18 protein-coding genes are annotated in these 19,234 nt (G+C 40.3%); 4 read left to right on the top strand and 14 right to left on the bottom strand.

The window, feature by feature from the left end:
* Positions 1 to 94: 94 nt before the first annotated feature.
* The gene (locus tag HMPREF9444_RS07330; RefSeq protein ID WP_009143774.1) at positions 95 to 1,291 is read right to left on the bottom strand and encodes an amino acid aminotransferase; all 1,197 of its coding nucleotides are present in this window, start codon (positions 1,289 to 1,291) and stop codon (positions 95 to 97) included.
* A gap of 450 nt (positions 1,292 to 1,741) precedes the next feature.
* Here HMPREF9444_RS07330 and pta point away from each other — a divergent pair, with 450 nt between their 5' ends.
* The 3 genes from pta (at position 1,742) to HMPREF9444_RS07315 (ending at position 5,477) form a co-directional block, all read left to right on the top strand.
* A complete protein-coding gene (gene pta, locus HMPREF9444_RS07325) occupies positions 1,742 to 3,712 on the top strand; it encodes a phosphate acetyltransferase (protein ID WP_040909392.1) in 1,971 nt (656 codons plus the stop codon).
* Positions 3,713 to 3,769: 57 nt separating this feature from the next.
* The gene (locus tag HMPREF9444_RS07320) at positions 3,770 to 4,630 is read left to right on the top strand and encodes an NAD-dependent epimerase/dehydratase family protein (protein ID WP_009143771.1); all 861 of its coding nucleotides are present in this window, start codon (positions 3,770 to 3,772) and stop codon (positions 4,628 to 4,630) included.
* A gap of 136 nt (positions 4,631 to 4,766) precedes the next feature.
* Positions 4,767 to 5,477 carry an L-ribulose-5-phosphate 4-epimerase gene (locus HMPREF9444_RS07315; protein WP_040909391.1) on the top strand — a complete coding sequence of 237 codons (711 nt, stop codon included), beginning with the start codon at positions 4,767 to 4,769 and terminating at the stop codon, positions 5,475 to 5,477.
* Positions 5,478 to 5,610: 133 nt separating this feature from the next.
* On the opposite strand, the gene HMPREF9444_RS07310 is transcribed toward HMPREF9444_RS07315, so the two are convergent.
* The 9 genes from HMPREF9444_RS07310 to sixA form a co-directional block, all read right to left on the bottom strand.
* On the bottom strand, positions 5,611 to 7,140 hold the full coding sequence (locus HMPREF9444_RS07310; RefSeq protein ID WP_009143769.1) for a fumarate hydratase: 1,530 nt from the start codon (positions 7,138 to 7,140) through the stop codon (positions 5,611 to 5,613).
* Positions 7,141 to 7,338: 198 nt separating this feature from the next.
* A complete protein-coding gene (locus tag HMPREF9444_RS07305) occupies positions 7,339 to 9,327 on the bottom strand; it encodes a right-handed parallel beta-helix repeat-containing protein (protein ID WP_009143768.1) in 1,989 nt (662 codons plus the stop codon).
* Positions 9,328 to 9,357: 30 nt separating this feature from the next.
* Positions 9,358 to 10,740 carry an MFS transporter gene (locus tag HMPREF9444_RS07300; protein WP_009143767.1) on the bottom strand — a complete coding sequence of 461 codons (1,383 nt, stop codon included), beginning with the start codon at positions 10,738 to 10,740 and terminating at the stop codon, positions 9,358 to 9,360.
* 174 nt (positions 10,741 to 10,914) lie between these two features.
* Positions 10,915 to 11,943 (bottom strand): LacI family DNA-binding transcriptional regulator, encoded by a 1,029-nt coding sequence (locus tag HMPREF9444_RS07295; protein WP_009143766.1) that lies wholly within the window; start codon positions 11,941 to 11,943, stop codon positions 10,915 to 10,917.
* 150 nt (positions 11,944 to 12,093) lie between these two features.
* Complete coding sequence (locus tag HMPREF9444_RS07290) at positions 12,094 to 12,840, bottom strand: nitroreductase family protein (protein WP_040909390.1); 747 nt, start codon at positions 12,838 to 12,840, stop codon at positions 12,094 to 12,096.
* 11 nt (positions 12,841 to 12,851) lie between these two features.
* Entirely contained in the window at positions 12,852 to 13,946 is a 1,095-nt protein-coding gene (aroC, locus tag HMPREF9444_RS07285; RefSeq protein WP_009143764.1) for a chorismate synthase, read from the bottom strand.
* A gap of 20 nt (positions 13,947 to 13,966) precedes the next feature.
* Positions 13,967 to 14,968 (bottom strand): 50S ribosomal protein L3 N(5)-glutamine methyltransferase, encoded by a 1,002-nt coding sequence (gene prmB, locus HMPREF9444_RS07280; RefSeq protein ID WP_009143763.1) that lies wholly within the window; start codon positions 14,966 to 14,968, stop codon positions 13,967 to 13,969.
* A gap of 176 nt (positions 14,969 to 15,144) precedes the next feature.
* Complete coding sequence (locus HMPREF9444_RS07275; protein ID WP_009143762.1) at positions 15,145 to 15,348, bottom strand: DUF1107 family protein; 204 nt, start codon at positions 15,346 to 15,348, stop codon at positions 15,145 to 15,147.
* Between the two features lie 121 nt (positions 15,349 to 15,469).
* Positions 15,470 to 15,943, bottom strand: coding sequence for a phosphohistidine phosphatase SixA (sixA, locus tag HMPREF9444_RS07270; protein WP_009143761.1), 474 nt, complete (start codon positions 15,941 to 15,943; stop codon positions 15,470 to 15,472).
* A gap of 111 nt (positions 15,944 to 16,054) precedes the next feature.
* Between sixA and HMPREF9444_RS07265 the strand changes: the two genes are divergently transcribed.
* Positions 16,055 to 16,480, top strand: a complete 426-nt coding sequence (locus HMPREF9444_RS07265; protein WP_009143760.1) for an H-NS family histone-like protein — start codon at positions 16,055 to 16,057, stop codon at positions 16,478 to 16,480.
* Here HMPREF9444_RS07265 and pyrF read toward each other — a convergent pair.
* The 4 genes from pyrF to HMPREF9444_RS07245 all read right to left on the bottom strand — a co-directional run bounded on the left by pyrF (position 16,449) and on the right by HMPREF9444_RS07245 (position 19,041).
* Positions 16,449 to 17,156 carry an orotidine-5'-phosphate decarboxylase gene (gene pyrF / locus HMPREF9444_RS07260; RefSeq protein ID WP_009143759.1) on the bottom strand — a complete coding sequence of 236 codons (708 nt, stop codon included), beginning with the start codon at positions 17,154 to 17,156 and terminating at the stop codon, positions 16,449 to 16,451. The genes HMPREF9444_RS07265 and pyrF overlap by 32 nt on opposite strands.
* A 7-nt stretch (positions 17,157 to 17,163) precedes the next feature.
* Positions 17,164 to 18,330, bottom strand: coding sequence for a tetratricopeptide repeat protein (locus HMPREF9444_RS07255; RefSeq protein WP_009143758.1), 1,167 nt, complete (start codon positions 18,328 to 18,330; stop codon positions 17,164 to 17,166).
* 13 nt (positions 18,331 to 18,343) lie between these two features.
* Positions 18,344 to 18,676 (bottom strand): lipopolysaccharide assembly protein LapA domain-containing protein, encoded by a 333-nt coding sequence (locus HMPREF9444_RS07250; protein WP_009143757.1) that lies wholly within the window; start codon positions 18,674 to 18,676, stop codon positions 18,344 to 18,346.
* An 86-nt stretch (positions 18,677 to 18,762) separates the two neighbouring features.
* Entirely contained in the window at positions 18,763 to 19,041 is a 279-nt protein-coding gene (locus tag HMPREF9444_RS07245; RefSeq protein WP_009143756.1) for an HU family DNA-binding protein, read from the bottom strand.
* Positions 19,042 to 19,234: the final 193 nt, after the last annotated feature.

Genomic DNA, 19,234 nt, shown 5'->3' with positions numbered 1-19,234 from the left:
GGTTTTAGCCGCTGATCTTTTTTGATAAACAAAATCCCCGCTTTAATTGCAAAATAAAGCGGGGATTTTAAGTAAATATACAGCAAAAAAGATCTTAACGCTTAATTACATCAGCAATTGCCTTGGCCAAAGCATCAACATTCTCTGCATTAATTCCGGCAACGCAGATGCGTCCTGAGCCGACGATATAAATGCTGAATTCTTTACGTAAAATTTCAACCTGATCTTTATTTAATCCTGAGAAAGAGAACATACCGTTTTGCTCAGTGATGAAATCAAAATCACCGGCCCCTGCTTCTTTTAATTTTTCAACCAAAAGAACACGCATATTGCGAATACGCTCACGCATTGCGGTCAATTCACTTTCCCAAAGGGCACGCAATTCATTATTGGACAAAACGGTAGTAACTACCTTTTCACCATGAGCCGGAGGGTTGGAAATTGCAGTACGTACAGCAATCTTCATCTGAGACAAAACTCTTGCTGCTGTTTCCTTATCTGCACTGACGATAGTCAATGCGCCGACGCGTTCATTGTAAAGTCCAAGATTCTTTGAATATGAGCTTGCGATAATCATTTCTTTGCAGCGAGAAGCGATGATGCGCAATCCTTGAGCATCCTCCTCAATACCATGGCCGAAACCTTGATATGCAAAGTCTATAAAAGGCAGCAATTTCTTTTCAGAAATAAAATCGGCAATACGCTCCCACTGTTCAACAGTAGGATCAATACCTGTAGGGTTGTGGCAGCAGGCATGAAGAACTACTACATCGCCCTCTTCTGCTTGATTTAAAGTCTCAAGCATTCTCTCAAAAGCAAGACCGTGAGTTGCTCTGTCATAATAAGGATAACGCTCAAACTTAAGACCTGCAGCAGTAGCAATCTGATAATGGTTAGCCCAAGTAGGATCGGAAATCCACATTTTAGCGGCAACATTCTGCTGCTTAATAAAGTCAGCACCGATACGCAAAGCACCGGTACCGCCGGGGCAATGACAAGTAACGGCACGGCCGCCGTCAACCAACTCGCTGTCGGCACCAAAAATGAGTTCACGAGTCAAACGGCCGAACTCCGGCAAACCGGTAATCGGCAAATATGATTTGGTAGTCTCAGTTTCAAATATCAGCTTTTCAGCCTGCTTGACGCAGTCAAGGATCGGAGTGACGCCTGCTTCGTTTTTATAAACGCCCACACCTAAATTAATTTTTTTAGGATTAGGATCGTTTTTAAAAGTTTCGGTAAGACCGAGGATCGGATCGGCAGGAGCTGCTTCAATATGATCAAAAAACATCTTTTTTCTACCTACTGTTAACTGACTAATTCCCGAACTTTTTTTGAATATATCCGGGGATTTTATTGGGTTACCGGATTTTACCGATAACGGCAAACCATCTCTTCGTCAAGCGGTTAAACGGGCTTTATTTAATTCCGCAAAAGTGCTTAAACTCTGCAAAAGTCGTATTGTTTGTCATATCTTTAAAACAATTACCACAAGCAAAATAAAAGCATGTGCCACTATATCACAAAAACACACTGATATTTGATATAGCGCACACTTTTGTAGCAAAGAGATACATCCCAAAATAATGCAGCTTAAACATCTTTCTAAAAACTCAAGAAAAATTACTTGGTTTTGAGCATTAGTTCACTAACACTGCCAAGACAAATAAGGTAGAATTTCAACGCTGGTTTTTTAATAAACCGTTTTTTATTTCACGTTATAAACTATGGAGAGAGCTTCGTGTCACGCTCAATTATGCTTGTCCCGACAGCAAAGTCTACCGGGATTTTTACCGCTAGTTTAGGTTTAGTAAAAGCTTTAAAAGATAAAGGCGTAAATGCCGCTTTATTCCGTCCCTTTGACTGCTGCAAAAATGTTTGCGCATGCAAAGACTCTTATTCAGTAAGCTTCTGCGACGCTGTAAAACAGATAGCTGCAGGCGAAAGAACTGAACTTTTAGAGAAAGTAGTAGCCAATTTCAAACGTTTCCTTGCTGACACTAAAGCCGACGTGGTCATCGCAGAAGGCGTCGTTAACGACAAACTTGATCAAGATAAATTAAACGCAGACGTATGCCACGCCCTTGATGCCGATATCGTTGTTGTAAACTTAGGCAAATGTGCTAAAGCAAAAGCTTTGAATGCTGTTACATTGCAGGCTTTCGGCAATTCAGGCAAAACCCGCGTTGTAGGCAACATCATTTTAAACCGCAATGCTCCTAAAGACGCACACGGTGAAAAGCGCCTGGTTCTGGCAGGCAACGGCGGTGAATTTACCGCTTGCTGCGATAACTGTGCAATTGACAATATTATTGCCGATATTCCTTTTGATATGTACAACTACGCCGTCCGCGCCAAAGATATTGCTGACTTCATCGGCGGTAAAGTCATAGCCGGAGATGCCGAAGCCCGCGGCTTCCGCGTAGTGTTCGATCTCAAAGACAAGAACAAAAAGCATGTCCTTATTACCGAAACCCTGCCTACCGAAGCAGAATCAGGCATCGTAATCTTAGCTAAAGGTATTGAAGGTCAATTATCAAATGTCAACGCTGTAATCAGCTCCGAGCAAAATGTTTGGGACATCGCCAAGACTTTAGCCCGCATGCCTGCTCAGCTTGCAGCTGATGATACAGCTCGTGCCGACAAGGCTGCCGAATTTGCCGCTCCTTACTTTGATGCAGATGCTCTTGCCGCTTTAAGTAAAGTTGATGCTGATCGTACTCCGCTCATGAGCCCGGCAGCTTTCCGCTTAAAGTTAACCGAGCTTGCCCGTGCCGCTCACAAGCGCATTGCTTTACCTGAAGGTGATGAGCCTCGTACCGTTTGTGCTGCCGCCAAAGTTGCAGCTTCCGGCATCGCTACTCCAGTTCTTTTCGGAAAGAAAGACAAGATTTTAGCAGTTGCTAAAGAACAAGGTGTAACTTTAGGTGAAGGCGTACAATTCGTCGATCCTGAAGAAGTTCGTATGAACTATGTAGCACGCTTGGTTGAACTGCGCAAGAAGAAAGGTCTTACCGAAGAACAGGCTATCGACATGCTGAAGGATAATGTCGTTTTAGGCACCATGATGCTTGAGCGTAACGAAGTCGACGGCTTGGTTTCAGGCGCTGTACATACCACTGCCAACACTATTCGTCCGCCTCTGCAGATCATCAAAACCGCTCCTAATGCATCACTCGTTTCTTCAGTATTCTTTATGCTGATGCCTGAGCAGGTTTATGTCTTCGGTGATTGTGCCATCAATCCGAATCCTACGCCTGCCGACTTAGCCGAGATAGCCATTCAGTCAGCTGATACCGCTAAGACTTTCGGTATTGACCCTCGTGTAGCAATGGTAACCTATTCCACCGGAACTTCAGGCAAGGGTCCTGATATCGACACCGTAACCGAAGCTACCCGAATTGCCAAAGAAAAGCGTCCTGATCTTAATATTGACGGACCGCTGCAGTACGACGCAGCCGTAATGCCGAATGTTGCAGCCCAGAAAGCTCCTGGCTCAACTGTTGCCGGTAAAGCTACCGTCTTTATTTTCCCGTCTCTTGAAGTAGGTAACGTTGTTTACAAAGCAGTACAGCGTTCTGCCGACTTGGTCTCTATCGGACCTATGCTTCAGGGTATGAGAAAACCGGTAAACGACCTGTCACGCGGTGCTTTAGTTGACGATATTATTTACACTATCGCCATTACCGCCATTCAGGCAACTCAGGAATAATATTTACCTTGATATTTATAGGGCGGCACAACATGCCGCCCTTTTCATATACGTATTATGAATATTCTTATAATCGGAGCCAGCGGTTATCTAGGCCGGGCACTTACAGTAAAACTGCACACGAAAGGAAATACGCTGTACCTGCTTGGTCGCGATAAAAATAAAACATTTGAAGTTTTCCGTCCCATTCTTTCTTCCCGGGTAACTTTTCCTAAAATCTTGGATTATAAAGATGAGCTTCCTGATGCAGATGCTGTTATAAATTTAGCAGGTGAAAGCATAGCTGCAAAACCGCTTACCAATAAGCGCTTAAAAACATTGCAAAATTCAAGGCTTGACGTACTTACGCATCTTGAAAACAAATTAAAAAAATATTCTCGTAAAGACAGAATTTTAATTCAGGCAAGCGCTCTTGGCATATATCGTGACAACTCATCAAGTATAGGCAATGATGAACTTGCTTTAATCTGTAATGCGATTGAAGATAAGGCATTAAGCTTAAACAGCACGTTCTCCCGCATAGTAGCGTTACGCCTCGGCATTATCTTAGGCAAAAACAGTCCTTTTATACAAAACATAAATAAACTTCCCCCTATCAAATTTATCGGTAAAGAAAAGCACATCGGATGGATTAGTATTGATGATGCGGTCAATGCCGTTATTTTTATAATAAACAATAATAAAATAACAAAAAATTGCGATTTAACAGCGCCTTATCCTGCCTTACGCAACGAACTGATGGCTTTAAGATCTTCTTCGATTCTTCCGGCGATCCCTATCCCTTCATGGTGCTTAAAATTTAAAGATAAGCGCGGACTTTTATTAAATAAAGAACAGTCAATCATTCCGCACACTCTTTTAGAACTCGGATTTACCTTCAGTTTTACTACTCTAAACGAGCTGAAAAAATCTTTGTAAATCGCATTTACGCAAACGCTTTCAAAATTATGCGTCATCAACGCGCATTTGCGTTGTAAGTAACAAAATTAACACTGTTATTTTGCTATTATTCTCAATGTTAGCCTTTATTTCACTCAAATTGCATGAGGTTCACATGTTAGAACAATTAAAGCATGACGTTTTCAAAGCCAATTTAGACCTTCCCAAACACGGGCTAGTCACTTTTACTTGGGGTAATGTCTCAGGTATCGATCGTGATTCAGGCTTAATGGTTATTAAACCGTCCGGTGTTGATTATGAGACTATGACTGCTGACGATATGGTAGTTATTGACATCGAAACCGGCAAAAAAGTTGAAGGCAAATTAAATCCTTCTACAGATACGGATACCCATATTGAACTTTATCGTGCCTGCCCGGATATTATGGGCATCGTTCATACCCACTCACGCTATGCAACTTCCTGGGCACAAGCCGGTAAAGATATTTTGGCTTTAGGCACTACCGGTGCTGATTATTTCTACGGTCCGGTTCCCTGCACCAGAAAGATGACCGATGATGAAATCAACGGTTCTTACGAAGCAGAGACCGGTAAAGTAATTGTCGAAACTTTCCAAAAACGCGGTATCAAGATGAAAGATATCCCTGCCGTTTTGGTCAACTCACACGGACCTTTCTGTTGGGGAACCTCTCCTGACAACGCCGTTTATAATGCCGTAGTATTAGAAGAAGTTGCTTTTATGGCTTTCCATTCCCAGATGTTGTGTGAAGGCAAATTAGGCCCTATGCAGCAGACTCTGCTTGATAAGCACTATTTAAGAAAGCACGGTGAACATGCCTACTACGGTCAGGGCGATCATCACTGATCTTTATTGAAAATTTTTATGTTTAAAGCCGCACTTTGTTTGCGGCTTTTTCATATTAAAATCAAATTTAGATGCTAAAAAAAAGAGCACTGTCTTTTTAGATAGTGCTCTTTATTATCTAATTAAATGCTAATTAGATATATTTAAATCCGATTTCTTTAATCTTTTCAGACCAAATCTTCGGGCCTACGGCATGAATATTATTGCCTTCGCTGTCAACAGCTACGGTAACCGGCATATCCTGAACCTTGAATTCATAAATAGCTTCCATACCGAGATCTTCAAAAGCCAACACACGAGCTGCTTTAATAGCCTTGGAAACAAGGTATGCGGCACCGCCGACGGCCATAAGATATACAGCTTTATGACGCTTAATGGATTCAACAGCCACAGGACCGCGTTCTGACTTACCGATCATACCGAACAAACCGGTTTGAGAAAGCATAGTCTCAACGAACTTATCCATGCGAGTTGAAGTAGTAGGACCTGCAGGGCCGACAACTTCATCACCTACTGCAGGAACAGGTCCTACGTAGTAAATCATCTTGCCGTGGAAATCAACACCCTCAGGCAAAGGCTTGCCTTGAGCAATCAAATCGCAAATGCGCTTATGAGCTGCATCACGACCGGTTAAAATGGTACCTGATAACAATAAAGTATCACCCATCTTCCAGGTTGCAATCTCTTCTTTGGTTAAAGTGTCAAGATTGACGCGTTTGACATTGGCTGAATTACCGCCGATTTCAATATCAGGATAATCATCAATTGAAGGAGGATCAAACTTGGCAGGGCCTGAACCGTCAAGGACAAAGTCAATATGACGGGTTGCAGCGCAGTTAGGAATAATTGTAGTGGCCTTGGATACGGCATGGCAAGGATAGCTCTTAACCTTAACATCAAGAACGGTAGTCATACCGCCCAAACCTTGAGCACCGATACCGAGCTTATTGATCTTGTCATAAAGCTCTAAACGAAGTTCTTCTTCAGCATTCTTAGGTCCGCGCTTAATCAAATCCTGAATGTCGATCGGATCGTTTAAAGCTTCTTTAGCCAAAATTGCTGACTTTTCAGGGGTACCGCCGACACCGACGCCTAAAATTCCCGGAGGGCACCAGCCTGCTCCCATAAGCGGGATCTCATGTAAAATCCAGTCAACAATAGAGTCGGACGGATTTAACATCTTCATATGAGTCTTGTTTTCTGAACCGCCGCCTTTGGATGCAATAGCAACTTCTACCTTATCGCCTTTGACCATTTCAATATGGACTACAGCAGGAGTATTGTCTTTAGTGTTGACACGCTTTCCGATAGGATCCATCAAAACCGACTTACGCAAAGGATTGGTCGGACAGCAATATGCACGGCGAGTGCCTTCGTCAACCATTTCCTGAACGGTCATGTCACCTTCGAAACGAACATCCATACCGATTTTAACAAAACAAGTAACTGCACCGGTATCTTGGCACAAAGGACGATGACCGATAGCACACATCTTGGAATTAACGAGGATCTGAGCGATAGCTGCTTTTGCAGACGGATTTTCTTCAATGTCATAAGCGCGCTTCATAGCTTGAAGGAAGTCACGCGGATGATAGTAAGAAATAAACTGTATTGCTTCATAAATGGAATCAATGAAGTCTTGAGTCTTAATTAAAGTGGTCATGGCAATTTCCTAACTGAAACAAAAACAGCCTTGTTTTTATTGGAAATTAAGGCTTACGGAAGATTATACCGCAATCCGTGTTTTTAGTGATGATAAGGAGTTATTTAACTTGTAAAACTGCGACATAGAGAAAATAATAAATGAAAAAAGGATACCCGTAAGGCCTACGGATATCCTTTACTTCAGACTATGAGGAATTTAGAACAGTACTTCGTTGTACGATTCTTTAGTAGCAAAAGGACCTGCAAGAGGATTAACCGTACGTCCGTTGTCAAAATAATCATACTTAAAGACAATAGGAGAACCATCAGGGTTTTCAAATTTCTCTTCAGGTTCAAAAGCTTCACCTAAAGTTTCCGTCGAAATAATTTCGGTTTCAAACTCAGGAAGAACTTCATTAAGATTGGTATATAAATGATATTTACCGTCTTTTTCTACCAAATCTACATAAACCTTATTATCAACGATGCGGAAATTCTTCTCTTTAGTGCAAGGCTTTGCCCCATTGCAGAAAACGTTTCCGCCGGTAGAAACCGGTAAATGCTTATAGTATTTATTACGATCTTCTACAGCCCCCGTATCCCCTGAGACGAAAAATTGCTGTAAAAACTCTTCTCTAGTTGGATAATCATTAAAAGGAGCTGTACCGGTTACGGCAATGCGTTCCCAATTCTTTTCTTTACTAACTTTTAAAAATTCTTCAGCAACCGGATTTTGGATAAAAATATTATTATAGAAACGATCATCACCGTGCAAAATAGTCATGAAACCAGCAACTTCAGTGCGATGAGCTACATGATATGGTGTATACCTGGGTTGATTGGTACCGGCATTGTTTGTACCGCTTCCAACATAGATGAAAGGTCCGCTTATTATATTATGGACCATTGCTACACCTTGTGTTGCAAGCTTACAGCTAAAAATTGACAACAATATATTATTATCAATTAAGGTTGGCCCATGGCTTACTTCAACGAAAATATCCTCGCCTAAGGACAACTCCTGAGGTAATTCAGTACCCAAAGGAGGAGTGTTATCATGCATAAGGTTCTGAGTTACGCGAGTACCTTGAGCCTGCCAATCAAGCCAAATTCCGCGAGTACAGTGATGAATATGGTTGCGCCTAAATATAACGTCAATTGCAGCATGCAGTTTGATACCACCGATTTCAGCACCTTTAAGCTGCTGTTTATTATTAATATGGTGAATATGATTGTCCTCAATAATTGAGAAAGCGCATCCTAAATGTCCTACTATACCTGCCTGTTCACAATCATGAATATCACAACCTCTGATAATATGAGAACCTATTTTCTCTTTAGTCCATCCTTCAATCTGAGCCTGGCAAATAGCGTCTCTTTCAGTCTGAGTACCATGTTTTACCCGACCTAAAGACCACTTATTCTCATTATTGGGCTGCAGATATTTGCCAAGAGAAATACCTACGCACTTTGAGTCGGATATTTCGCAATTTTCAATAACCCAACCCTTACTCCAATGAGGCCCAACCATTCCTTCCTGATATGCGGTCGGCGGTGCCCATTGAGTAGCAGCCTGCTTTACAACAAAGCCGGATAGAGTAATATAATCTACACCTGTTTTACTCGGATAGAAGCAATTACGGCGTACATTTATTTCAACGCACTCTACATTAGGATCAATACCGTGGAAATTAGCGTAAATTATGGTATTGCCTTTTTTTTGCTCTGTATACCAAGTGTATACGGTAAAAGACTTATCCCATGATTTCATGTCAACTTTAGGATTAATGACATCTTCAAGGTCATATACTTCAAACATGGAGCGACCGTTTAAATATACTTCACCGGTATGCGCATTATCAGCAAAATACCAGTCACCGAAAACCTTTGTGGTATATGGATTATAGTCATTAAAAATGCCGTTACCGATAGAGCTTACCCAGACATCTCCTTTATACTTTTTCCAATTGCTAATAACCTCAGCCCCGGTTATTACAGCCTTACGCGGTTCAACTGAACGATAAACAATCGGATGATCCACAGTGCCAGCATTAGCTGGATCTACATACTCACGATAAACTCCAGGAAAAACCAATACTTCATCACCGGCTTTTGCAAGCTTTGCCGCCTCAGAAATTGTTTTAAAAGGGGCACATTCCGTACCGTTACCACTGCGGCAGGCTTTTATGTTCACATAAATCTTCATTTTTTGTTCTCCTTTAATTAAGCTTGAGTTCTAAGCAGTTTGAACGGCTTCTTTTGCTTTTGACCTGCGTTCTGCCAAATCCTTAATAATTTGTGGATAAATCTTGTCAATATTTGTAAAGTACATTGCAACTAAAGCTATAGAGAATGTAACAATAGGAAGTATGAAAAATACAACCTGTTCAGTGAATAAAGTAAAATCAGACTGAACAGTTAAAGAAGGATCGTACTCCCCAAAAGCAAGCCCCCAGCCGACAATAGCGGAACCTAGACCAACACCGACTTTCATACCAAAAGAAGTTGCACTGTTGGTAAGTCCTACCTGATTTACGCCATTTTTCCATTCACCGTACTCAACAGCATCTGCAATGATGGTGAAAAGACCTGCACTAATCGGAGCATTACCTAATCCACGGATAATGGCACCAGCCATCACTCCTTCAATGTGTGGGGATGAAAGATACATAACAGCCATACCTAAAACCATTGCTCCCCACCCCATCATCATGAGTTTCCACTTGCCGAAATTATTAGCAAGGAAAGGAACAAACATCAAACTGACGAATTTTGCCCCCATATTGCATGCATTGATGCTGCCGAAGTAATTGATATCATGAAGAATATCACGGCAGAAATACACGCCCATACCATTGAAAATAGCATTATTGATGTAATACATCAGGAACATTATGCAAATGGTATAAAAATAACGATTCTTAAATAAAATTTTAAAAGATTCCAAAACAGGAAGATCTTCTTCCTGTTTTTTGTCTGAATCGGTTGCGATAGAGACAGAATCATTACGTTCTTTGACAACAAAGAACGTAGTAAGAAAACATAATGCTGACAAAACCGCAAAAATAACGGACATCATTGACCAACCAACAACATCAACCAGCGGCGGAACAACGTAAGCCAAAATAATAACGAAAACGCTTGTGCACATAAAACGTATGGAATTTGCCGAAATCTTTGATGGATTGTCATTAGTCATCAAAGTAAGCAATGCGTTATAAGAGAGATTACTGGCGGTATATGCAAAACAAGCAAGGAAAATATAGGTTAAGGAAGCATATATTATTTTCCCTGTCTCACTTAGACTGTCAGGTACTGAAAACAGCAGAATCAAACCGATTGACATCATAGGTGTTGACCATAAAATCCACGCTCTTGCTTTACCGAACCGGCTTTTAGTCCTATCTAAAATAACGCCAAAACCTAAATCCGTAACACCATCCAGTAATCGAGTTACCAGCATAATGGTACCGACTACAGCTGCACTGATGCCGACACTGTCGGTATAATACAAAGTTAAAAATGCCGCAACGGTTGACCAGACAAAATTACATCCAACATCGCCCAAAGCATAAGAAAAGCGTTCGCCGAATGAAATAGCATATGTTTTCTTTTCCATTTTTGCTCCTTACATTATTTACATGCCCTCGCGGGCATATAAAATGCTCTCGCGGGCGTTTTAAGTAAGATAGCAAATAATATCTTTTTTATAAAAAATAATTTTTTTAAATTAAGTTTGAGATCACATTTTTGCCCTCGTGGGCATATAAAAAACTAAGTTTTAAATATCGCTCTAAATACATTGCGAAATTAAAATGCCAAGCTGGGTATAATATTTATCAAAATCAATTTTTTCTTTATTAACCAAAATGTTAAAAGCCAAATCAAGCGGTTTCTTCGCTTGGATTTCCTCATTTTGAGTGATTACAGCAGAAATTATCCCATCTTGCATATACTTTTGACTAATCGGTAATAAATCATTAGTGATTATCTTTACATCAAGACCTTTTAGCTCTTCCCTAATTCTAGGACAAACAGAATAATCACCAGGATTTACCAAGTAAATAGCTTTAACCTTTTGCTCGCGTAAAAAATCAAAATCAACATCGATATAATCATTCTCCATTGTATGGGTATAAACTATTTCAATATCATGATATTTTTGAAATAACTCACCTTTAAATCCATGAACTCGCTCCATAAATGAAATTATTCTGGAACTACGATGACTCAAAATAGCAATTTTTCCTTTACTCTGCGTAATTAACGCAATTAGGCCAGCTGCAATTCTGCCTGACTTTTCATAATCACATCCTATATAACAATCTCTTTTATAAGATGTATCATCCATATTATAAAAAATCATCGGAATATGAAGCTCTTGTACCTTACAAAAAAGCGCATGCACATACGGCTGAAAAAATTCTTCATAAATTGGCAGTGCAATTAAAAAATCATAATTAAAATCAGCTGTTATTCTTTTTATATCTCCAAGAGGATCTGCTTGATCATGATCAAGAACCAAGAAATCTATAGTAATACCGAATCCGCGAAGTTCAGCTGCTTTGGCTTTTGCTAATTCAAAAATTCTGGCATGAAACTGACTGCTTTCAGAGCGATAAACCATATACAAAATCTTAAAATTTTGATTTTTAACGGCTAAATAACGTGCTGCAAGATTAGGTTCATAATCATATTCTTTTAAAACTGCTTCTATTTTTGCCAATGTGCTATCTTTTACCTTACTTTTATCTTTTAAAGCTCGAGCAACTGTACGGCGAGAAACTCCGGAAAGCTCAGCAATCTTCTCAAGTGAAATCATGTTAGTCCCATATTGTGTCTGCGTTTTTTACGATCAAAACATTACCTACAAATTGTAGTTTACATTCAATAAAAAGGCGTGCTTCATGACACGCCTTTAAATTTAAGATCACATAATTAAAATCAAAAATACCAGAACTAGTCCCGTTATTTATTCATTTTCCAAAATGAAACCTTGCTCTTTAATATAGCGAACTAATAATCCGCCGTCATTTTTACCTGAGAGCATAGCCTTACTTGCCTTAGTCCAATTCATATCCTCTTTAGCTTGATGCTGACGGTTTTTATAGTATTCAGCCATCTTTTCGTCATATTGCGCAAGTTCATTTTCATCGAAAGGATCCTGATACTCGTTTTCCGAGAAAAACCAATGTTTAGGCAAACGCGGCTTCTGCTCCTCTCTGAAATTCTCATCAGGGACACCAAGACATAAGCCTAAGGCAGGAAGTATGCCGTAAGGAACTTTTAAAAGCTCCGATACAACATCAATCTGCTTTTTATAACCGCCGATGATGACACCGCCAAGCCCCATGGACTCAGCTGCGGTTAAAACATTCTGGCATGCCAGAGCAACGTCATTTAAACCTGAATATAAAAGCTTAAAAGGAATTTTTGACGGCGGCAAAGCTACTGACTTTTGCAGTTTTGTGTAATCAATGCAAAACATCCAAAATTCAGCACAATTGGCAATGTGTTCTTGTCCTCCGGCACACTTGGCTATCACTTCAAGTTTTTCCCTATCGGTCACGCGAATAACTGTGACATCCTGTAAAAAACATGAAGTTGAAGTCTGCAGCATGGCATCCTGTAAATTGCTCACCTCTTCTTCGGTAAGAAGGCGTCCGGTGTAATTACGCATCGACTGATGGTGTTCAATAACCTTTAATGTTTCGCTCATTTTTAACTCCATTAATTACGCGGAACCAAATAAGCAGTATCAGTAATATGACCGCATTGAGCCCTTTGCAGTAATGCGGCATCAATAAGGCACAAAGCGAGCATTGCTTCGGCAATCGGAACAGCGCGGATTCCGACGCAGGGATCGTGTCTGCCTTTTGTTACCAAATCAATGCTGTTGCCCTGTCTGTCAATAGATTTTCCGGGGACCATAATACTTGACGTCGGTTTTAACGCAATTCTTACCTTTATTTCCTGACCGGAACTGATACCGCCCAAAATACCGCCGCTATGATTTGACATAAATCCGTCAGGTGCAATTTCGTCGCGAGCTTTTGAACCTAACATTGCCGCAAGAGCGAAACCGTCACCGATTTCCACGCCTTTTACGGCATTGATGCTCATCATGGCATGAGCTATGGTTGCATCAAGTCTGTCAAAAACAGGATTGCCCCACCCCACCGGAACATTATGAGCTCTAACCTCAACAATCGCCCCGCATGAATCATGCTTCATTCTCAAATCATCCATGAAGCTTTCCAGCATAGAAAGCTTAGAAGCATCGGCAAAATTAAAAGCATTATTTAAAGCTTCTGCGGCATCATATTTATCAGTTGCTATAGAACCTATAGCAGTTACGCATCCTGAAATTTCTACGTTATAAAACTGCTTTAAAACCTGCTTGGCAACTGCTCCTGCAGCTACACGCATTGCGGTTTCACGTGCAGAAGCGCGTCCGCCCCCGCGATAGTCGCGAATGCCGTATTTATGATCGTAGGTATAATCAGCATGCCCCGGACGATAAGAATTTTTAATTTCACTATAATCTGACGAACGCTGAGAAGTATTTTCAATAATAAGTCCTATAGGCGTTCCGGTAGTTTTTCCTTCAAACACTCCGGAAATAATTTTAACTTTATCAGGCTCATTACGCGGAGTACCAAAACGTGTAGAGCCGGGACGCCGCCTATCTAAATCGGTTTGCAGCATTTGCTCATTTAAATCAATTAAAGGAGGACAACCGTCAATAATGCAGCCTAAAGCTGCACCATGACTTTCACCGCAAGTAGTAACTCTAAATATTTCTCCGAAAGTATTTGCGCTCATGACAAATTATCCTTATAGGACTAAAGTGCGGATTTAAAAACGTCAGAATAAGCCTTAAGCTGTTCGGCTGTAAGTAAAAATACTCCGCCGCCGCCCTTTTTCAAATCGATAAAGTGGAACGGTACATGAGGGAATGCGTCGTTTAAATTCTCAGCTGAATTTCCTACTTCCATTATAAGCACACCGTCATCACTTAAATAATCAACCGCCTGCGCCAAAATCTTACGCGCACAATCAAGACCGTCCTCACCTGAGCCTAAAGCAAGCTCCGGCTCGGCCTCAAATTCTTTAGGCATTGTGCTTAAATCATAAGCATCGACATAAGGAGGGTTGGCGACAATCAAATCGTATTTATCACCTTTAGGAAGTGCGGAAAACAAATCACTTTTTATAGGAAACACGCAATTTTCAAGCCCGTAACCGCGAATATTGATCTCAGCAACTTCCAAAGCCTCTTCGGAAATATCTACGGCATCAACCTCGCAGTCTCCGTCAAAATGCAGAGCTATTGCTATCGCTATGCATCCTGAGCCCGTACACATATCAAGAACCCTGTCCGGAGTACGATCAATAAACGGATCAAAACCGTTTTCAATAAGTTCTGCAATCGGAGAACGAGGAACAATAACGCGTTTATCAACGTAAAACTGATGACCGCAAAAGAAAGCACGATGAGTAAGATACGGAGTCGGCACCCGTAAAAAAATACGTTTATTGGCAATCGCGGCAATAATCTTCCGCTCTTTTTCAGTAAGTCTTGAATTAAGCGTCGAATCATCACACGGCGGCTGTAAATGCATTACTGCCTGAACGATTTCCAAAGCCTCATCCCAATAATTATCCGTTCCGTGTCCGCAATAAATTTCATGTGCGGCAAAGCATGAAACAAGATAACGCACGGCATCTTGAACCGTACGTAATTCCTGAATCAAAGCATTTTCAATTTCTTGAGCTGAAGGCGGGGTATCTAAAAGTTCATAAAGAGCGGTGAAACTGTCACCGGAAGGTTCCATGGCGTTCATAAAATCCAAAAATAATAACAATCAACAAATTAAAAGGTCTTATTAATTAACCTTTAACTGCTATTTTAGCATGATATTTCATTAAGCTGTGTCTTAACGGTTCTTCTTAAACGTCCGCTCAAATTAAAAGCACCAAAAGGTGCTTTTAATCTTGAATATTAATTTAAAAAATAAAATTAATATGCTTTTGAAAAAGAGGCAATGGACATATTTATCTCACTGACGATTTTACGTTTGGGAATTTCATAACTCGGATCGATAATGACTTTACCCCCGTCAAAAGAAAACATTCCTATACCCTGGATATAAAAGTTACCTTTAAAAAAAGCGCTTACGTATTTTGCTATTTGCATAGGTGCATATTTTTTAAAAGTACGCATCAATCCCGACTCCTTATATTTGTTTGTTCTGTGTTTTCAAATATAGCCAATTGTGAAAGAAATAAATACGCTTTTTGCAACTTTTTTTCATAAAACAGTAAGTTACTTTATACTTTGTGAACTAATCTAAAAAAATTTCACTGCTTGGGGTAAAAAAAGCTTTAGCGGTAAACCGTCCGTCTGTTTCTTCCAGAATAAATGCGCTTCCGGTCACAAAAAGCGGAATTTCCGCTTTTGGACAGGCGTACTCAACCATTTTCTGGACTAAAGGAATATGCGAAATCAAAACTATTGCATCATTTGATTTTTCTGCAAATTTAGCGTTTATATAATCAAAACATAAATCGGGCTCACCGGATGGCGTTAAATCTCCCAATATTTCGATCTTCGCACTATTATTTCTTACTAAAGCCTCTTTTACGGCATTGGCTGTTTGTACTGCTCTGGTCTTGGGTGAACTTAAAATCGCTTTTATTGAATAATGAGCACAAAGATTCCTTGCTGTCTTTTTTACTTCATCCACACCGTCGGCAGTAAGCTCTCTATCTGCCCCGCAAAATGCGGCTTGTCCGTGACGCATAATTATAATAATCATAACAACAATCAGATGGATCTTTAAAAATGAGCCACCATTTTACAAAAACTTTGTAAAATTAATAGAAAATGGTTGTAAGTTTAAGCTATTGCTCACAAATTAAAACTTCGTATGGCACTAAACCTTAAAGATTTAAAAAATATTCGTCAATTGCGTGCGGCGTTGCGTACATGCTCCGTTGCCGAAATTGCAGACATCGCCGGCAAAATAAATGTAATACAGAAAGAGCGCGAAAAAGAGGAAGAAAAACTACAAAAAGCAATGAAGGCGCGCGAACGTTCCGTCAATAATGCCCTATCTTTTTTGGAAAAAGAAGATATTGATGTATATGATTTAATTGCCGCCTTAAATCAAAAATCTGTAAAAAAGCGCGGAAAAATGATGCCCAAATATGCCTATACAGATCTTGACGGCATAAACAGAACCTGGACCGGACAAGGAAAAACCCCGCTTGCGCTTTTAAAACTTATGCAAAAAACGGGGGCTTCGCTTGATGATTTTCTGATTAGGAAAGAGACACAGCAATCTCTTGATTGATTTTCTCAAGAGCTTCAAGAGGATCACTTGCCTTGGTGATCGGGCGTCCGATAACAAGATAATCAGAACCGGCTCTCACGGCTTCTCCGGGAGTCATAATTCTCTTTTGATCTCCTACCTCTGAGCCTGCAGGACGGATACCGGGTGTAACGGTTAAAAACGGGCGAGATGCAAAAGTTCTTATGATAGGAACTTCTCTTGCACTTGCAACAACACCGTCAAGTCCGCACTCTTTTGCAAGTTTGGCAAGTCTCTCAACCTGCAGCGCAGCTGTTGTATTAATACCGACGGCTTTAAGCTCCTCATCATCCATAGATGTTAATACCGTAACCGCGATAAGCTTAGGCCGATTATGACAAAATGATAAAGCTTCGGCCGCTGCCGACATCATTTTCGGACCGCCTGAAGCATGAACATTAACAATCCATACTCCTAATTTAGCTGCTGCGGTACAGGCTTTTGCTACAGTATTAGGAATGTCGTGAAATTTCAGATCCAAAAACACTCTGAAATCTTTATTAACAAGTTTTTCAACCAACGCAGGTCCTGCGGCGGTAAAGAGCTCTTTTCCTACTTTTAAGTTACAAAAACGCGGATCCACCTTATCTGCAAAAGAAAGTGCATCCTTTGCTTCTGCGTAATCAAGAGCCACGATAACTTTAGGATCGTAAGTCATAAAAATTTTAATCTCCGTCAAGACCGCGAATCGGGGTAATCGTATCCCATCTTCTGCAGGAAGGACACTGCCAAAACATCATTCTGGATTTAAAACCGCAGCGAGAGCAGCTAAAGCGCGGATTAGACGCTGTTTGTGCGTCAATAAGGCTTTTTAACTGCACGACTACATCATTGGCTTTTGCATCATCATTATCTCGCGAACGCAAACCGATTAATGCAGAAAACAATTTAAGACTGGGCTTTTCTTTAATAAACGCCAATAATTGTACTTCAGCGTCTTCTTTTCCTGAAATAAGCTCAACCGACTGAACAAGATCTACCATTGCTTCTGCCGAGTGAGTACGCCTTACCAAATCTTCCAGCGCAAAACGTAAATCAGGATCTGCTTTATTAGGAAAACATTTACGAATTAAATCAAGGCACAGCAAACCTGAATTAGGATCAATCTCAGATACTTCCTTAACCTTTATATAGGCTTCTTTTAATTTTTTATCTTTTATAAGCAAATCGGCATACTCAAGTCGTGCTCTTACTGAATTAGGATAAACATCCAAAGCATGCTGATATGATGCATAAGCAGTCTCCTTATTTCCCGCCATTACATCCTGCACCGCGCACTGACAATAATAATGGCTAAGCTGCGACAAAGAGCTGCTGCCTAAAACACTTCTATAAGTTAAAGCAATTTCAATTGCCTTGTGATAATCCCGTTCTTGCTCATAAACCTTTACGAGCAAAGCCGCAGCTGCCGCATGCTGACGCGGAATTTCAACTAAATCAAGCAAAATACGTTCAGCGCGATCAAGAAGTCCGGCGCTGATAAAATCACGTGCAAGCTCTACGCGTGAAATTTCATTTTCCGCAACATCAAGCTTGGGATTATTGGCTAAAGCTTCATGCAATGATATTGCTCTATCTACTTCACCGCGCTTACGGAATAAATTGCCTAAGGCTAGATTTGACTCAAAAGAAGGATCGCTTTCATTTAAATAGGCAATGAATTTATCAACAGCGCGATCTTTTTCATTATTTAAGAGATACTCGACACCTCGTAAATAATTGTTATTTCTAACTGTGCTGCTTTTCTCTTTTTTATCACGAACCGATTGCCTGCCCATGTAATAACCGTAAGCGGCGGCAAAAGGAAGAAGTAAAAAGAGTAACTCAAACATAGTAAAAATTTACTTATTGATTATCACTTGCAGCAAGAACTTCAGTTGCTTTTTCTTGAGACTTATCCTGCTGCTTTTGGTCTTTGGCTATACTCTTTTTCAAATGCTTAAGCTCGGATCTTGCTTTGCGGGCTTCCATATAAAATTTAAGACAAATAAGCAATGCCAAATAAAGACCAATCAGTATTCCGACAATAAGTCCGATTACAAAGACCATTGCCAAAGACAGCTGGGCTTTTACAAAAATAAAATCAAAATCAACTACAACATCGTTGGCAGAACCGATAGTTAAACCGATTACACATAAAATTGCCAAAACGATAACATACAGCCAAAATCTAAGCATATGCCCTTCTCATTAAATGTACATGCTTATATTAACATTATTTAAAACATATAGGCTGAGAAATAAAAGCTAAGCCCTATTAAGCTTTAGCTGTTAACGCGATTACGCAGCTCTACACCCGGTTTAAAATGTACTACTTTACGTGCCGGTAAATCAACTCTTTCTCCGGTTTTCGGATTGTGAGCGATACGCGGCTCTCTTAAGCGTACCTCAAAACTGCCGAATCCGCGAATTTCAATGCGTTCACCCTGTGACAAAGTTTCGATCATCTGCTCAAAAATTTCACGAACTGACTTATCAATCTGCGAAGGTGGTATGTCACGATATCTTGCGATAAGTGAATTTATCAAATCTGCGCGGGTCATGTTATTTCCTCATACAACAACGATTACGACTCAATATACAAGAGTTTACTTAGAATCAATACCATAAGCTACGAATTTTTAAGAAAATTACAACCTTCTTCTAAAAATTTCATAAAAAAACATACAACTATATATCTTTACATTGACGTCCTCACCGGACTGACTAAAGGCCGATGATTCCTACCGCTAAACA

Source organism: Succinatimonas hippei YIT 12066 (genome assembly GCF_000188195.1).
Lineage (GTDB): Bacteria > Pseudomonadota > Gammaproteobacteria > Enterobacterales > Succinivibrionaceae > Succinatimonas > Succinatimonas hippei.
The sequence above is the reverse complement of the archived record's forward strand: the minus strand, read 5'-3'. Positions and strand labels throughout refer to the sequence as shown.

What these genes read in the sequence shown, in the direction of transcription:
- HMPREF9444_RS07330 (WP_009143774.1), bottom strand. Translation starts at nt 1,291, where the DNA reads ATGTTTTTTGATCATATTGAAGCAGCTCCTGCCGATCCGATCCTCGGT.
- pyrF (WP_009143759.1), bottom strand. Translation starts at nt 17,156, where the DNA reads ATGACTTACGATCCTAAAGTTATCGTGGCTCTTGATTACGCAGAAGCA.
- HMPREF9444_RS07310 (WP_009143769.1), bottom strand. Translation starts at nt 7,140, where the DNA reads ATGACCACTTTAATTAAGACTCAAGACTTCATTGATTCCATTTATGAA.
- aroC (WP_009143764.1), bottom strand. Translation starts at nt 13,946, where the DNA reads ATGAGCGCAAATACTTTCGGAGAAATATTTAGAGTTACTACTTGCGGT.
- HMPREF9444_RS07320 (WP_009143771.1), top strand. Translation starts at nt 3,770, where the DNA reads ATGAATATTCTTATAATCGGAGCCAGCGGTTATCTAGGCCGGGCACTT.
- HMPREF9444_RS07290 (WP_040909390.1), bottom strand. Translation starts at nt 12,840, where the DNA reads ATGAGCGAAACATTAAAGGTTATTGAACACCATCAGTCGATGCGTAAT.
- prmB (WP_009143763.1), bottom strand. Translation starts at nt 14,968, where the DNA reads ATGAACGCCATGGAACCTTCCGGTGACAGTTTCACCGCTCTTTATGAA.
- HMPREF9444_RS07305 (WP_009143768.1), bottom strand. Translation starts at nt 9,327, where the DNA reads ATGAAGATTTATGTGAACATAAAAGCCTGCCGCAGTGGTAACGGTACG.
- HMPREF9444_RS07250 (WP_009143757.1), bottom strand. Translation starts at nt 18,676, where the DNA reads ATGCTTAGATTTTGGCTGTATGTTATCGTTTTGGCAATTTTATGTGTA.
- HMPREF9444_RS07265 (WP_009143760.1), top strand. Translation starts at nt 16,055, where the DNA reads ATGGCACTAAACCTTAAAGATTTAAAAAATATTCGTCAATTGCGTGCG.
- sixA (WP_009143761.1), bottom strand. Translation starts at nt 15,943, where the DNA reads ATGATTATTATAATTATGCGTCACGGACAAGCCGCATTTTGCGGGGCA.
- HMPREF9444_RS07300 (WP_009143767.1), bottom strand. Translation starts at nt 10,740, where the DNA reads ATGGAAAAGAAAACATATGCTATTTCATTCGGCGAACGCTTTTCTTAT.
- HMPREF9444_RS07245 (WP_009143756.1), bottom strand. Translation starts at nt 19,041, where the DNA reads ATGACCCGCGCAGATTTGATAAATTCACTTATCGCAAGATATCGTGAC.
- HMPREF9444_RS07255 (WP_009143758.1), bottom strand. Translation starts at nt 18,330, where the DNA reads ATGTTTGAGTTACTCTTTTTACTTCTTCCTTTTGCCGCCGCTTACGGT.
- HMPREF9444_RS07295 (WP_009143766.1), bottom strand. Translation starts at nt 11,943, where the DNA reads ATGATTTCACTTGAGAAGATTGCTGAGCTTTCCGGAGTTTCTCGCCGT.
- HMPREF9444_RS07275 (WP_009143762.1), bottom strand. Translation starts at nt 15,348, where the DNA reads ATGCGTACTTTTAAAAAATATGCACCTATGCAAATAGCAAAATACGTA.
- HMPREF9444_RS07315 (WP_040909391.1), top strand. Translation starts at nt 4,767, where the DNA reads ATGTTAGAACAATTAAAGCATGACGTTTTCAAAGCCAATTTAGACCTT.